The sequence below is a fragment of the Pseudomonas sp. CF161 genome, from assembly GCF_000416215.1.
GTDB lineage: Bacteria > Pseudomonadota > Gammaproteobacteria > Pseudomonadales > Pseudomonadaceae > Aquipseudomonas.
In genome coordinates this window covers 85897-100388 of the sequence record NZ_ATLP01000032.1, presented here as the reverse complement: position 1 = coordinate 100388, position 14492 = coordinate 85897, and the positions used below count along the sequence as shown (strand labels likewise).

Below are 14492 nucleotides of genomic sequence, written 5' to 3'. Positions count from 1 at the left end.
CGCAGCACTTTCGCATAACTGTTTACTATGGAATGCCGCGAAGACATGAAGCGCAAGAACATTCTTTTCATCATGGCCGATCAAATGGCCGCGCCAATGTTGCCGTTCTACGGTTCCTCGCCCATCAAGCTGCCCACTCTCAGTCGCCTCGCCGCTCAAGGCGTGGTGTTCGACGCCGCGTACTGCAACAGCCCGCTGTGCGCGCCCTCGCGTTTCACCCTGGTCAGCGGCCAGTTGCCGAGCAAGATCGGCGCCTACGACAACGCTGCGGACTTTCCCGCGGATGTCCCGACCTACGCCCATTACCTGCGCCGCCTCGGCTACCGCACCGCGCTGTCGGGCAAGATGCACTTCTGCGGCCCGGACCAGTTGCACGGTTATGAAGAGCGCCTGACCAGCGATATCTACCCCGCCGACTATGGCTGGGCGGTGAACTGGGATGAGCCGGATGTGCGGCCCAGCTGGTACCACAACATGTCCTCGGTGCTGCAGGCCGGGCCCTGCGTGCGCACCAACCAGCTGGATTTCGATGAAGAGGTGGTGTTCAAGGCCCAGCAGTACCTGTTCGACCATATCCGCGAAGACGGCGACCAGCCGTTCTGCCTCACCGTGTCCATGACCCACCCCCACGACCCGTACACCATTCCCAAAGCCTTCTGGGACCTGTACCGCGATGACGAGATTCCGCTGCCGCAAACGCCGCCACAGAGCAGCCAGGATCCCCATTCCCAGCGCCTGCTCAAGGTCTACGACCTGTGGGACAAGCCGCTGCCTGTGGATAAGATTCGCGACGCCCGCCGCGCCTACTTCGGCGCGTGCAGCTATATCGACAGCAACGTCGGCAAACTCCTGCAGACCCTGGAGGACACGGGGCTGATCGACGACACCATCATTGTGTTCTCCGGCGACCATGGCGACATGCTCGGCGAGCGCGGGCTCTGGTACAAAATGCACTGGTTCGAGATGGCCGCGCGGGTGCCGCTGCTGGTCAGCGCCCCCGGGCAGTTCCCCGCCGGGCGGGTCAGCGCGGCGGTCTCCACCGCCGACCTGCTGCCGACCCTGGTGGAACTGGCCGGCGGCGAGCTGGAACCGGGCCTGCCCCTGGACGGCCGTTCGCTGGTGCCGCACCTGCAAGGGCAGGGCGGGCACGACGAGGTCTTTGGCGAATACATGGCCGAAGGCACCATCAGCCCGCTGATGATGATCCGCCGCGGTGCCTATAAATTCATCTACAGCGAAGACGACCCGTGCCTACTCTTCGATGTAGCCAACGACCCCCGCGAGCTCGAAGAACTCAGCCAGTCGCCGCAACATCGGCCGCTGTTCGAGGCCTTCCTCGCCGAAGCCCGAGCCAAGTGGAATATCCCGCTGATCCGGCAACAGGTACTCGCCAGCCAGCGGCGTCGGCGTTTCGTCGCCAGCGCGCTGACCGTGGGCAAGCTGAAGAGCTGGGACCACCAGCCACTGGTCGATGCCAGTCAGCAATACATGCGTAACCACATCGACCTCGACGATCTGGAGCGCAAGGCTCGTTATCCACAACCCTGCCAAAACCAATAACGTAAGGGGAAGAGCATGCAAAGGTTATCCACAGCAGTCGTCATCGGCCTCCTGGCCCTGGGCAGTGCGTCGGCCCGGGCCGATCAGTGCGAGACGGTGAAAATGGCCGATCCGGGCTGGAGCGACATCGCCGCGACCAACGCCATCACCGGGTTCCTGTTGAGCGGCATGGGCTACAAGGCCAAGGTCGATACCCTGGCGGTGCCGATCACCTTTGGCGGTCTCAAGGACGGCCAGGTGGATGTGTTCCTCGGCAACTGGATGCCGGCGCAGCAAGGCTTCTACGACAAGTTCGTGGCCACCGGTGATGTCACCCAGCTGGCGAAGAACCTCGACGGCACCGAGTTCACCCTGGCCGTGCCGGATTACGTGTGGGACGCAGGGGTGCACGACTTTGCCGACCTGAACACCTACGCCGAGGCGCACCCCAAGGACGTCGAGAAGAAGATCTACGGCATCGGCTCCGGCGCGCCGGCCAATATCTCGCTGCAGGAGATCATCAAGAAGAATGACTTCAACCTCGGCCAGTGGAAGCTGGTGGAGTCCAGCGAGCAGGCGATGCTGGCGGAAGTGTCGCGGGCCGTGAAGAAACAGAAGTTCGTGACCTTCCTCGGCTGGACCCCGCACCCGATGAACGTGCAGCTGAAAATGCACTACCTCAAGGGCGGCGAGAAGTATTTCGGCGACACCGGCAGCGTCTACACCCTGACCCGCAAAGGTTATGCACAGGCCTGCCCGAACGTCGGCAAGTTGCTGAGCAACCTGAGCTTCACCCAGGAAATGGAGAACAGCATCATGTCCGAGGTGGCCAACAACAAGGTCAGCAATGCGGATGCGGCCAAGGCCTGGATCAAGGCCAACCCGGCGGTGCTGGACACCTGGCTCGACGGGGTGAAGACCCTCGACGGCAAGGATGCGCTGGCGGCGGTGAAGGCCAAGCTGTAGGGGGCTGGATGGGGAGGCCGGTGCTTCAGGCTGCGGCGTCCCCATCCCGGCCAGTGCAGGCCGGGTAGGCACCCGGGGCGCGCGCCATCCTTGGGCAAGCGCCTGGGCAATGCTTTACCCTGACGCCCTTGAATCAATCCACCCGCGAGGAACCATGGCCTGGCCCAACCGCCATTCACTCTTTCCCTTCCTGAGCTGGCTGCCTCGGCAAACCCGCGCCAGCGTCGGACGTGATCTGTTGGTAGGGCTGAGCGGCGCCATCCTGGCCCTGCCGCAATCCATCGCCTACGCCCTGATCGCCGGCCTGCCGCCGGAGTACGGCCTGTATGCCGCCATAGTGCCGGTGCTGATCGCCTGCCTCTGGGGCTCTTCCTGGCACTTGATCTGCGGCCCGACGGCGGCCATTTCCATCGTGCTCTATGCCAGTGTCAGCCCGCTGGCGGTGCCCGCGTCCCAGGACTACATCACCCTGATCCTGTTGCTGACCCTGCTGGCCGGGGTGTTCCAGTGGCTGCTGGGCATGCTGCGCTTTGGCGCCCTGGTGAACTTCGTCTCGCACTCGGTGGTGCTGGGGTTCACCCTCGGCGCCGCCGTGGTGATCGCCCTCGGCCAATTGCCCAACCTGCTGGGGCTGGACCTGCCGAACCAGGCCACCGCCCTCAACAGCCTGCTCTCACTGCTGGGCCACCTCGACGCTGTGGATAAACCCTCGTTGCTGCTCGGCCTGGGCACCTTGTTGCTGGGGGTAGCGCTGAAACTGCTGCTGCCCCGCTGGCCGAGCCTGTTGATAACTTTAGTACTCAGCGCCCTGGTGGTGTGGCTGTGGCCCGCGCTGTTCGGCCATGTGCAGCTGGTCAGCGCCTTTGTCGGCCAACTGCCGCCCTTCAGCCCCCTGCCGCTGGACCTGGAAATGATCCTGCGCCTGCTGCCCAGCGCCGTGGCGGTGGGGATGCTGGGGCTGGTCACCAGTTTGTCGATTGCCCGCTCACTGTCGGCCCGCTCCGAACAATTGCTCGATGCCAACCAGGAAGTGCGCGCCCAGGGCCTGTCGAATATCGTCGGCGCATTCTTTTCCGGCTATCTGTCGTCCGGCTCATTTACCCGCTCCGGCCTGAGCTACGAAGCCGGCGCACATTCACCGCTGGCCGGGGTGTTTTCCGCACTGTGGGTGGCGCTGTTTGCCGTGAGTGGCGCGTCGCTGATCGCCCATATTCCGATCCCGGCCATGGCGGGCAGCATCCTGCTGATCTGCTGGGGGCTGGTGGACCATCGGGGCATCCGCGCGTTGTTCCGGGTCAGCCGCGCCGAGTTCGTGGTGATGAGCCTGACCTGCATCGCCACCTTGCTTCTGGAGCTGCAAACAGCGATTTATGCCGGGGTCCTGGCGTCGCTGTTTTTCTACCTCAAGCGCACCTCGCAACCGCGGGTGCAGCAATGGCGCGAGGGCGACGAGGACATCCTGCGGGTCGGCGGCTCGATCTTCTTCGGCGCCAGCCACTACCTGCAAGTGCGCATGCAACGCTGCCACGCGCCACGCCTGGTGATCGAGGCCCAGCACATCAACTTCATCGATTACTCGGGGGTGGAAATGCTGCACCAGGAGGCCCGACGCCTGCGGCGTCAGGATCGCAGCCTGACCCTGCGCCGCGCCCGCGCACCGGTGAAAGAGGAGTTGATCAAGCTCGAAGGAGCGCAGCAGTGCCCGATCCTGTTTGAAGATTGAGCCCAAGGTGTGACGGGGACGCTGCCTGTGGCGAGCGAGCTTGCTCGCGCGCCACACTAGTGCAGCCCGTTACTGCGCCAATTGCCGCCGCAACTCAGCCAGCACCGGCGCGCTGTCCGGGCGCACGCCACGCCAGAGGTAGAAGGCTTCCGCCGCCTGCTCGGCAAGCATGCCCAGGCCATCCATCACCTGCGTGGCGCCGTGTTCCGTGGCCCAGCGGCAGAACGGCGTGGGTTCCTTGCCGTACATCATGTCGTAGCACAGGGTGTGGCCGGGCTCGATCAGGCTTCCGGCAATCGGCGGCACATCGCCGGAGAGGCTGGCCGAAGTGGCGTTGATGATCAGGTCCACCGACTCTTGCAACCAGTCGAAACCGCTGGCCGACACCGGCCCCAGGTCGGCGAACAACTCCGCCAGCAGCTCGGCCTTTTCCACGGTGCGGTTGGCGATGATCACCGAGGCCGGCTGTTCCGCCAGCAGCGGTTCCAGGGCACCGCGCACCGCGCCACCGGCCCCCAGCAGCAGGATGCGCTTGCCCTTGAGGCTGAACCCGGCATTCACCGTCAGGTCCCGGACCAGGCCGGCGCCGTCGGTGTTGTCCCCCAGCAGGCGGCCATCGGCGAGCTTGCTCAAGGTGTTCACCGCACCGGCCCGTTGCGCGCGCTCGGTCAGGCTGTCGGCCAGGCGATAGGCTTCTTCCTTGAACGGCACAGTGACGTTGGCGCCACGGCCTTCGGCGAAAAACGCCCGGGCGCTGCCGGTGAAGTCGTCCAGGGGGGCCAGCCGGATGTTGTAGTCCAGTTGCTGAGCCGTCTGCTCGGCGAACAGGCGATGGATCAGCGGCGATTTGCTGTGGCCGATCGGGTTACCAAAAACGACGTACTGATCCATCTGCTAAAGCCCTTTTGTTCAAGCGGAACCGGCCAGCCAGTCACGGTCTTGCAGGAAGTATTCGGTCAGGCGTGCTTCTTCGCTGCCGGGCTCGGCCTTCCAGTCATAGCCCCAACGCACCTGCGGCGGCAGCGACATCAGGATCGATTCGGTGCGCCCGCCCGATTGCAGGCCGAACAGGGTGCCACGGTCGTAGACCAGGTTGAACTCGACGTAGCGGCCCCGGCGGAATTCCTGGAACTCGCGTTGCTGCGCGGTGTAGGCCATGGCCTTGCGGCGCTGGACGATCGGCAGGTAAGCCTCGATGTAGGCGTCGCCGATGGCGCGCATAAAGGCGAAGCTGGTGTCGAAGTCCCACTCGTTCAGGTCGTCGAAGAACAGGCCGCCGATGCCCCGTGGCTCGCTGCGATGCTTGATGTGGAAGTAGCTGTCGCACCAGGCCTTGTAGCGTGGATAAACATCGGCGCCGAAGGGTGCGCAGGCCTTTTCGGCGACCCGGTGCCAGTGCACGCAGTCCGCTTCATTGCCGTAATAGGGGGTCAGGTCGAAACCGCCACCGAACCACCAGACCGGCTCTTCGCCTTCTTTCTCGGCAATGAAGAAGCGCACGTTGGCGTGGGAGGTCGGCACGTGGGGGTTGTGCGGGTGGATCACCAGCGACACGCCCAGGGCCTCGAAACCGCGACCGGCCAGCTCCGGCCGATGGGCACTGGCCGAAGGAGGCAAACCGCTGCCGAACACGTGGGAAAAGTTGACGCCGCCTTTTTCGATCACCGCGCCGTCGCCAATCACCCGGGTGCGTCCGCCACCGCCGGCGGGGCGGGTCCAGGCGTCTTCGACGAAGCGTGCGCCGCCGTCTTCGGTTTCCAGCGCAGCGCAAATGCGGTCTTGCAGGTCGAGCAGGTAGGCTTTTACGGCCTCGGTGCGGGTAGTCATGGCATCACCTTGAATCGGGGCAAAGCTACGCGGCGCTAGGGATGAAGCAGGGGCCGGCGCAAATGGGCGCGTAGCATAACACTGCACCCCGGCCTGCCGCAGTTGACGAAGGTCAAGCAGAGGAGTCCGATAGGACACTTTCGCGACACGACCGAGGAGAGAATGCAGATGGCCAAACGTATCCAGTTCCGTGCCCATGGCGGCCCCGACGTACTTGAATATGTGGACTACCAGCCCGCCGAGCCGGGCCCGCAACACGTCCGTGTCAGCAACAAGGCCATCGGCCTGAACTTTATCGACACCTATTTCCGCAGTGGCCTGTATGCGCCGCCAAGCCTGCCATCAGGCCTGGGCGCCGAAGGCGCGGGCGTGGTCGAGGCCGTGGGCAGCGAGGTCACCCAGTTCAAGGTCGGCGACCGCGTGGCCTATGGCAGCGGCCCGCTGGGTGCCTACAGCGATGTGCATGTGCTGCCGGCGGCGAACCTGGTGCACCTGCCGGACACCATCAGCTTCGAACAGGCGGCGGGCGTCATGCTCAAGGGCCTGACCGTGCAGTACCTGTTGCGCCAGACCTACGAGCTCAAGGGCGGCGAAACCGTGCTGTTCCACGCGGCGGCCGGTGGCGTCGGCTCCCTGGCCTGCCAATGGGCCAAGGCCCTGGGGGTAAAACTGATCGGCACCGTCAGCTCGCCGGAAAAAGCCGCCATCGCCAAGGCATTAGGCGCCTGGGAGACCATCGACTACAGCCATGAAGACGTGGCCAAACGCGTGCTGGAACTGACCGACGGCAAAAAATGCCCGGTGGTCTACGACGGCGTGGGCAAGGACACCTGGCTGACCTCCCTGGACTGCCTGGCGCCACGCGGGCTGATGGTCAGCTTCGGCAATGCCTCGGGTGCAGTGGATGGGGTCAACCTGGGAATCCTGTCGGCCAAGGGCTCGCTGTACGTCACCCGGCCGACTCTGGCGAGCTACGCCAATCACGCGCAAAACCTGCAACTGATGGCCGATGACCTGTTCGCAATGATTGCCAGCGGCAAGCTGAAGATCGAGATCGGCCAGCGTTACCCACTGGCCGACGCCGCCAAGGCCCACACCGAATTGTCGGCGCGGCGCACCACCGGCTCGACTGTGCTGTTGCCTTGACGGCCATCGCCGGCAAGCCTGCTCCGGAGACGGCCCGGAGCAGCCTGCTTGTCGGCGATGGGGTTCAGGAAGGGCGCACTACCTTGCCGGTGGCCAGGTCGCGGATCAGGCTCGGATTCTTGCGTCCGCCCAAATTCCCCCCCAGTACCAGGTCGAGTTGCCCGCGAAAGTATTGCTCGACGCGAATCCGCGTGCGTGCGGCAGGGCGGCCCTGGGGGTTGGCCGAAGTGGAAATCAACGGCCCGACCAAGGCACACAGCTCACGCACCTGCGGATGGTCGCTGACGCGCAAGGCCACGGTGTCGTGAACGCCGGTGATCCACTCGGGCAGCAGGTCTTGATGGGGCACCAGCCAGGTGTTGGGTCCGGGCCAGGTGCTGGACATGCGCTCGATCCAGGTGTCCGGGAAGTCTTCGAAGAGAAAGTCGAACTGGCGGATGTTATCGGCAATCAGGATCAGGCCCTTGTCCACCGAACGCGACTTGATCGCCAGCAGCCGATCCACTGCCTCCTCGTTCCATGGATCGCACCCCAGGCCCCAGACCGCCTCGGTTGGGTAGGCAATTACCGCCCCTGCGCGAATTTCTCGTGCGGCTTGTTGCACGCGCCAACTGCTGACCATTGCTGATTCTCCGGGATTAAGGCTGTGCGCAGTTTACCGATCTTGTCTGTAAAACCTAGCTCACCCGCGCAAACCAGCGACCGGACTCACAGACGGCGCGCCCTGCCAATTCCAGCTCCGTGAGTTCCCCCAGCACCCTGGGCAACGCCCAGCCACTGGCCGTGGCCAGGGCCTCGCTGGTCTGCGGCGCCGCGTGCAGCAACTCTAGCAACGGATGCTCCGCGACAGCCGGCGGGGCCTCTGTGGATAACCCCAGGTGCTGCCAGCCGCGCAGGGCTTCGAGGATGTGTTCGATGGTCTCCACCAGCACCGCGCCATCGCGAATCAATTGATGACAGCCACGGGCCCCGGGGTGATGAATCGACCCCGGAATGGCGTAGACCTCACGCCCCTGTTCCGCCGCCAGGCGCGCGGTGATCAACGAACCGCTGGCGACACTGGCCTCGACCACCAGCACCCCCAGGGACAAACCGCTGATCATCGAGTGTTATTATTTTCCGAGTAAATTTCGGATGGTTAAAAAATGACCAAAGCTTACGCATACATACGCTATTCCCGTGCCATCCAAGCCACTGGTGATAGTGAACACCGCCAGTTGACGGCGCTGGAACTGTTTGAGACGACCACAGGGACGAAGATCGTTGAAGTCGTGTACGACAAGGGCAAATCCGCATTCCGTGGCGACAATGCCCGGTCTGGCAATTTCAAAGAGATGTTGGACAGAATGCAAAGCGGTGCCATCCGCCGTGGTGATTTTCTGGTCGTGGAAAGCATTGACCGTATCACCCGGCAACGTGTTTTGGATGGCGTGGAGCTTCTGCAAGGGATTTTGAAGAAAGGTATTAACATTTATACGACAGTGGACAAAAAGACCTATTCATATAATGACCCAACGCGAGATTTTGAAAACCTTCTGATGATTAGCCTCATTGCGAAGAGGGCTAATGAAGAGTCTGAAACCAAATCAGACCGTTTATTATCCGCTTGGAAAGCACGCAAAGCCAAGGCAGAAAATGGCGAGGTGATAATCAAAAAGGGAAAATCCATCCCGTATGGATTGCGGGTCGAAAATAATAAATTCGTAATCCACAAAGAAGAACAAGAAGAAATCCGAAGACTTTTTGAACTACTGCTCCAATTCGGAATTAATACAGCAATTACAAAAATAAACGAAACATCGTTAAAAAAGTGGAACAATGGAACGCTAAACAAAATAATCAAACACAAAACAGTTATTGGCTGCATGGCTACGCATCGCATTGAATATACTGCCGATGGCAAATCCAAAAAAATCCTAACTGGTTTTATAGAAAACTACTATCCGAACCTAATCGAACCAAGCCTATTTTATAAAGCGGTTGATGTAATGTCGAACCGTAAGCAAAAAAATTGGAGTGGAAGAAGAACCGAGCAAGATTTTAACATTTTCAAGCACTGTATATTTTGCGCCGAATGCGGCGGTAAACTTTACTACGACCACAGGGGAAGCAGATACAAGGGGAAAATTTACCCTTTCTTTAAATGCGATAATGCCAGGGTTCAAAAGCATATTTGCACTGCTGACAATATCAGGTTTGAATATGTTTTAGGCTCGCTATTAGAAAGCATAAGGATGATTAATAGGATAGCCACTGAATTTAAACGAGACTTTAAAGGGATTTCCACCCAAGCGAGATTTATCAATCCAAAAATCAACAGCCTGTTAAAAGCGGATACCGAAAACAATAATTTGGTTCTTGAAGAGAAGCAAAAGCAACTGATTTCAAGGCGGACTAAACTCGACAATATGAATATCCAAATGGTTGAGGCTGATTACAATGTGCCCACCAAGTTTATTCAGGAAATATCTAACACCGAAAAAGAAATCGAAGCCCTCAATAAAGAAATATTATTAATCCATAACGCACCCAGTGATGAAGACACTATAAACATAAACGACACTAAAACAGTAATTGATTTATTTATGACTGACGATGGTCGGGCAAAGTTAAACTACTTCTTCAAGGCCAACGATATTATATTTCTTGTTAGACATTCAAAAATCACAAGAAAAACTGGGTTTGCTATGCGCCGAAAAAGCGATGATTTGGATGAAAGAATTTGTGATAACGTGACAAAATTCCCACTGAAAAATATTCTTGAAGAGTATGAAATTGGCGACTTGCAAACTATGTTTGACCTGACAGTTCATTAAAAGCCCAGCCCACTAAATTCCCGAATTATAAATTCCGGACTTTAGTGGGCTTCACTTCTAAATAATTTCTATCCGAAACTTCAATCCTTAAATCAGACAACAGCGAAATCAAAAGAAGCAAGCAGAATAAAAAACCATCACGACTATCGTCGTTTGGTTGTTTATGCTCGCCCACTCCATTACCCACAAGGGGTAATTACGGGGACACGATACTCCCACAAGGGTCGTATCTAAAAGCACAGCAAAGCACACGGCTGATAAATCAGCGCAAAGGGCATCATTAGAAAAACAAAATGCTAAAATATGCTCATAACAAACAAAAACCCTAATGAGCAAATACAAAGCAAGTACCCGTTTAACTGAAATTAACGCCGAACAAATCGAACAGCTTCGAAGAGAATATAACCAATTATCCGTTTCGAAATTTTCACTTTCAGAAGCATTTAAACAATACGCCCTGCAAAATCGTAGCTATGTCGTGATAGCCAAAAATGGAAATTTTGAAGAGTTTTCAAAGTACAATCAGATACTGGCAAATCTCTGCACTAATCTATCTCAATTCAAAAGTGCTGACCCTGAAATCAACAGACGTATAAACAACACCCTTCGAAATTTAATAAAGATGAAGCTCGATGTTAGTCGTTTGCGATTCAAGACGCTTGAAATAAAAACATCCACAAAACCAGATTTTACAGCGATTATAAATTCTTCGCTATTTGACGATAGTCATTCAGAAAGAAAGAAGCAATACACGATTAGTTTCACCGAAAAAGAATGTAGCGAGTATAAAGAGAAATTCCCAAAGCAAGACTTTTATAATTTGCTACGCAATTTCTTCGATGAGTTTTCTGTTTATGAGAAAGAGTTTACTAATCCATCTATAAATCTCGCATTAGATAATAATCTTGTTAAATGCGGAGAAGCTGCAAATGCTTATGTGGTAGAGAAAAAGCATAGCGAGGCGATAATAAAAAACATTCTCGATTATCTTCAAGGGGCTCTTTCAGAAAAAATTCACCCCAATATAATCAAAGGGAGCGCTGACCTAATAGCATTTATAGATGGGGCTAAATAATGTTAATTAAAGAAGTGCCCCGCATTCAGCCCAACACCAAAAACCTGGCCAATTATGTATTAACGAAAGCCACTCGCATCAGTGGCAATATTCCCGTAAATATGGGTGATATTAATAAGTCAGCAAAGTCTATCGAGTTAGATTTTAATAGTAGATTAACGGCAAAACAGAAAAGCAATGAAATGCACTACATCGTTTCGTTTGAAGAACAACATCAAGATATTTCAGATGATAAGTTAATAATGATTGGCAATGAGTTGGTAAAGCGCCACTTTGGTGATAATCGTAATTTTTTGCTTGCCGTTCATAGAGACACTAACAACCCACATCTTCACCTTGTGATGGAAAATAGAGATTTCGACCATAAGGCTTTTTTCAAGAAAGATAATTATCGAGCATTGGAAAATCTTGCCCAAAGGCTCGAAAAAAAATACTCACTCAAAAACGAGAAAATCTCTGAAAGCAGAAATGACCCAAACCCCGTTAGGCTTAATTATGCTTCTAAACAGTACGAAAGTCGTACTGGTCAAGAATCTGATGAAAAAAAATATAAGAACGAGTTGAAAGGCATTATTTCCAACGCCAAGACGCCGGAGGCGTTGTTTAAGGCGATGATTGATGAAGGGTTTACTATTCGTGCAAACAATAGCAAAACCGACCCTAGCAAGCTATCGGGCTATTACATCACAAAAGGTTCAACATCTATAAAGCCAAGTTCAATCGGCTTTCAAATGAGCAAGCTGATTGAAAAATACAAGTTTGATGAGAATGGCATTGCAGAGTTAATCTTACGTTTTGAGTCTCCGTTACCTCCCGACGAATCAGGCGAAATTTCTTCGAGTCCAGGTACAGACCCAAAACCACAACCTAACCGCCGTGAAAGCCTTTATACAAAATTTCAAACCGTGGATGGTGTGAACTACACAAGCAAAAATGAGAAGTACAAAGCCAGTTTTACAGTCAACGACAATAGTGTTTCTTTCACAAATCCAAATGAAATGAGTATCAAAGCAGGAATGCAGGCATTGATCGCAAAAGGTACTAAAGGACCGTTTTACCTCACCGGGTCGGAAGATTTTAAACGTAAAACTTGGCTTGTCTCCGCAATGATGGGTTTAGAAGTATCCAATTATCAACCAACTCAATCGGATTTATCTGCGCTTTTCGAGCGTGTAAAAGCCAATCAAGATAAATACCCAAAGACAAAAATCAAGCTTCTTGAACGTCATATTAACGAACTGAAAAAAGAAAATTTTGAAATCGATGACTTATTTAAAACGCCTGTTTCATTCTCTGATTTATTCCCAAACCATTCAGTATCAGAAAATATTGAAGCACCTGAAACTGAAAAGCCTGAAAAGCCTGAAAAAGAAAAGCCCGCAACGTCTACGGGTACGAAAACAAAATCAAAGGCAGAAAAAATATTCGACAATCAAGAGATTGATAGAAAACTGTTAGAAAAATTAACCCGCCAAGGGGAAATGGGGCTTGACCCACTGCAACCATTAAAAGTACATAAGCCCTAAATTTTAGGGTTTGTCTTTATAGATTATTGAACAATCTATCTTCGTCGCTAATTCTATATTGGACCCTATAACCCTCAACCCAACATTAAAGGTCATCATTTCTTCAAAATCGTATAGACGCTCAACAATTTTAAGCTCTGTTATCCATTCCAGACGTTCTTTTGCGACCTTACAAAAATCTAAAAATTTTAACTCTTTTCTCAGGGATGCTAATTTTCTAAAAACAGGGTGTTTAAGTTCAAGTTTTATTTGCCACTCTTCCATTTTTACGAAGCGATTAAATTTTCGCCAGACTGATATTGCTCGCTCAACTCCGAAAAACCCATAGCGTCTTATGCCCCAAATCATACAGCCCGCCTTTACTTTTAACGACTCACTATCGGGGTTCTGTATTGCTTTGATTAGATATTTCATTACATAAGTAGATGCAGATGCTTTTTTCTTACCGTGTTTTTTAGCTTGTTCAGCAGATATTATTTCAATGGTCGTTGATTTTTCTGAATGCTTGAAAATTCTATTGATATGAAGTATTAAATCATCGGCTTTTGTGGGACAAACAAATAATAATGCGTGCAAATGCGGACACTGGTCTTTATGTAATTCTTTCGTCCAAAGCCCAAAATCATTAAGCTCGTAACGATTGCGAGCTTTGCTCAACTCATCTAATTTCTTGCTCAAATAATCAGATGCTTGGCGAGGAGTTGAACCATCCCACGTATTTTTTCCGAATCTAGGGTTTGCGTGAAATGATGCCGGGCAAGTCGCAGTTAAAAATAAACATACATATTTTCTTTGTTCTGCAACAAGCTCCATATTTTTTACACACGAGTATAGTTCTGAAACACGTCGTTCAGGAGTCATTGCAACATCAGCTAATGGCTTTTGAGTCGAAACGTCATCGCCATATTGGATGTATGAATTAAGTAGATAATCTTTCTGACATTCATCTACAAAATTACGATAGTCCAGTGCGATTTTACTGCAATAATTATTATTAGAGCCAATCGCTTTTTCAGAAAGCTGTATCAGTTCATTTTCCCTAACTCTGATTTTTCTTATTATTCTTTTGTGTTTCTGAAAGCCGTTGAACCGTCTTTTTTCGTCGTTGCTGCACAAGTTCAAATCAAACTCATAAATCAAATTTTCATCTTCATAGTACTTATCGAGCTTGTCTAATATCGTCCCGCTTGCTTTCAAGTCTCTAATTTTAACGCCTTGTATTAGCTCAATGTTTAACATCTCTTGGCGAGTGATTTTACACATTGAAAGCTCGATTACTTTTTTTGTTAGTTTCGTGCTTTTAGTTATATGCAAAAATAGTTTATTAATCACAATCGCAAGACAAACTGCGTCCCTATCCCATTGACGAAAAGACGATAAGGACTCTGTATATCGTAACTTGTTTTTTTGAGTTGCTGTACACAACGCTTTCGTCCTTACAAGCACTTCCATCTCGTAGAAAGACGTACATACTTCTTGAAGATTAGATACAAGTTTGCTGCTGGCGTTAACCGGCTTTAAGCTTGAATTAAGTTCTTGCAGGGTTTTTTCGTGGTCGAAGCCGGTTTTTTTGAAATTTGATATTTCATTAATTAGTTTTTTAGCTTCGAAATGAGAGTGTAACTTATTGAGAAAAGTTTCTTTATTTCGTTCTTTTGATATTGCGCATTGGAAATAAAATGGTATGCTGTTATTGTAAATCATTGTTAAGTTGTTTGTTTGGTAGCTACATCTTAACATTTGTAAGAAAAACACAAGAGCTTCGGCTCTTTTTTTCTGACCTAAATTAAAACAATCGTTTTAATTGATAGAGTCGAAAAACCAAACAGTCGTTTGAACTAAATGATAAAACCCTTTTATTATATGGCTTTTAT

General features: G+C 52.9%; 11 protein-coding genes and 1 pseudogene. 7 read left to right on the top strand and 5 right to left on the bottom strand.

Going from position 1 to position 14492, the window contains the following annotated elements; translation table 11 throughout:
* Positions 1 to 45 precede the first annotated feature (45 nt).
* The 3 genes from betC to CF161_RS02540 all read left to right on the top strand — a co-directional run bounded on the left by betC (position 46) and on the right by CF161_RS02540 (position 4228).
* Positions 46 to 1560 carry a choline-sulfatase gene (betC, locus tag CF161_RS02550; protein WP_020294987.1) on the top strand — a complete coding sequence of 505 codons (1515 nt, stop codon included), beginning with the start codon at positions 46 to 48 and terminating at the stop codon, positions 1558 to 1560.
* A gap of 15 nt (positions 1561 to 1575) precedes the next feature.
* Complete coding sequence (gene choX / locus CF161_RS02545; protein ID WP_020294986.1) at positions 1576 to 2505, top strand: choline ABC transporter substrate-binding protein; 930 nt, start codon at positions 1576 to 1578, stop codon at positions 2503 to 2505.
* A gap of 154 nt (positions 2506 to 2659) precedes the next feature.
* A complete protein-coding gene (locus CF161_RS02540; RefSeq protein ID WP_020294985.1) occupies positions 2660 to 4228 on the top strand; it encodes a SulP family inorganic anion transporter in 1569 nt (522 codons plus the stop codon).
* A gap of 69 nt (positions 4229 to 4297) precedes the next feature.
* Here CF161_RS02540 and aroE read toward each other — a convergent pair whose 3' ends face one another.
* Both aroE and hemF read right to left on the bottom strand, forming a co-directional pair.
* Entirely contained in the window at positions 4298 to 5119 is an 822-nt protein-coding gene (gene aroE, locus CF161_RS02535) for a shikimate dehydrogenase (protein WP_020294984.1), read from the bottom strand.
* An 18-nt stretch (positions 5120 to 5137) separates the two neighbouring features.
* Positions 5138 to 6055 (bottom strand): oxygen-dependent coproporphyrinogen oxidase, encoded by a 918-nt coding sequence (hemF, locus tag CF161_RS02530; RefSeq protein WP_020294983.1) that lies wholly within the window; start codon positions 6053 to 6055, stop codon positions 5138 to 5140.
* A 168-nt stretch (positions 6056 to 6223) separates the two neighbouring features.
* Between hemF and CF161_RS02525 the strand changes: the two genes are divergently transcribed.
* Positions 6224 to 7201, top strand: coding sequence for a quinone oxidoreductase (locus tag CF161_RS02525; protein ID WP_020294982.1), 978 nt, complete (start codon positions 6224 to 6226; stop codon positions 7199 to 7201).
* 64 nt (positions 7202 to 7265) lie between these two features.
* On the opposite strand, the gene CF161_RS02520 is transcribed toward CF161_RS02525, so the two are convergent.
* Both CF161_RS02520 and CF161_RS02515 read right to left on the bottom strand, forming a co-directional pair.
* Positions 7266 to 7823, bottom strand: coding sequence for an L-threonylcarbamoyladenylate synthase (locus CF161_RS02520; RefSeq protein ID WP_020294981.1), 558 nt, complete (start codon positions 7821 to 7823; stop codon positions 7266 to 7268).
* A gap of 55 nt (positions 7824 to 7878) precedes the next feature.
* Positions 7879 to 8304 (bottom strand): annotated as a pseudogene (locus tag CF161_RS02515) (DNA-processing protein DprA); the annotation flags it as partial.
* 42 nt (positions 8305 to 8346) lie between these two features.
* Between CF161_RS02515 and CF161_RS02510 the strand changes: the two are divergent.
* The 3 genes from CF161_RS02510 to CF161_RS31990 all read left to right on the top strand — a co-directional run bounded on the left by CF161_RS02510 (position 8347) and on the right by CF161_RS31990 (position 12618).
* Entirely contained in the window at positions 8347 to 10017 is a 1671-nt protein-coding gene (locus CF161_RS02510) for a recombinase family protein (protein WP_020294979.1), read from the top strand.
* Positions 10018 to 10345: 328 nt separating this feature from the next.
* Positions 10346 to 11092 carry a hypothetical protein gene (locus tag CF161_RS32740; RefSeq protein ID WP_156882644.1) on the top strand — a complete coding sequence of 249 codons (747 nt, stop codon included), beginning with the start codon at positions 10346 to 10348 and terminating at the stop codon, positions 11090 to 11092.
* On the top strand, positions 11092 to 12618 hold the full coding sequence (locus CF161_RS31990; protein ID WP_084471623.1) for a relaxase/mobilization nuclease domain-containing protein: 1527 nt from the start codon (positions 11092 to 11094) through the stop codon (positions 12616 to 12618). The genes CF161_RS32740 and CF161_RS31990 overlap by 1 nt, the downstream gene beginning before the upstream one ends.
* Positions 12619 to 12621: 3 nt before the next feature.
* Here CF161_RS31990 and CF161_RS31985 read toward each other — a convergent pair whose 3' ends face one another.
* The gene (locus CF161_RS31985; protein ID WP_177326746.1) at positions 12622 to 14322 is read right to left on the bottom strand and encodes a replication endonuclease; all 1701 of its coding nucleotides are present in this window, start codon (positions 14320 to 14322) and stop codon (positions 12622 to 12624) included.
* Between the last annotated feature and the right edge of the window lie 170 nt (positions 14323 to 14492).

What these genes read in the sequence shown, in the direction of transcription:
- betC (WP_020294987.1), top strand. Translation starts at nt 46, where the DNA reads ATGAAGCGCAAGAACATTCTTTTCATCATGGCCGATCAAATGGCCGCG.
- choX (WP_020294986.1), top strand. Translation starts at nt 1,576, where the DNA reads ATGCAAAGGTTATCCACAGCAGTCGTCATCGGCCTCCTGGCCCTGGGC.
- CF161_RS02540 (WP_020294985.1), top strand. Translation starts at nt 2,660, where the DNA reads ATGGCCTGGCCCAACCGCCATTCACTCTTTCCCTTCCTGAGCTGGCTG.
- aroE (WP_020294984.1), bottom strand. Translation starts at nt 5,119, where the DNA reads ATGGATCAGTACGTCGTTTTTGGTAACCCGATCGGCCACAGCAAATCG.
- hemF (WP_020294983.1), bottom strand. Translation starts at nt 6,055, where the DNA reads ATGACTACCCGCACCGAGGCCGTAAAAGCCTACCTGCTCGACCTGCAA.
- CF161_RS02525 (WP_020294982.1), top strand. Translation starts at nt 6,224, where the DNA reads ATGGCCAAACGTATCCAGTTCCGTGCCCATGGCGGCCCCGACGTACTT.
- CF161_RS02520 (WP_020294981.1), bottom strand. Translation starts at nt 7,823, where the DNA reads ATGGTCAGCAGTTGGCGCGTGCAACAAGCCGCACGAGAAATTCGCGCA.
- CF161_RS02510 (WP_020294979.1), top strand. Translation starts at nt 8,347, where the DNA reads ATGACCAAAGCTTACGCATACATACGCTATTCCCGTGCCATCCAAGCC.
- CF161_RS32740 (WP_156882644.1), top strand. Translation starts at nt 10,346, where the DNA reads ATGAGCAAATACAAAGCAAGTACCCGTTTAACTGAAATTAACGCCGAA.
- CF161_RS31990 (WP_084471623.1), top strand. Translation starts at nt 11,092, where the DNA reads ATGTTAATTAAAGAAGTGCCCCGCATTCAGCCCAACACCAAAAACCTG.
- CF161_RS31985 (WP_177326746.1), bottom strand. Translation starts at nt 14,322, where the DNA reads ATGATTTACAATAACAGCATACCATTTTATTTCCAATGCGCAATATCA.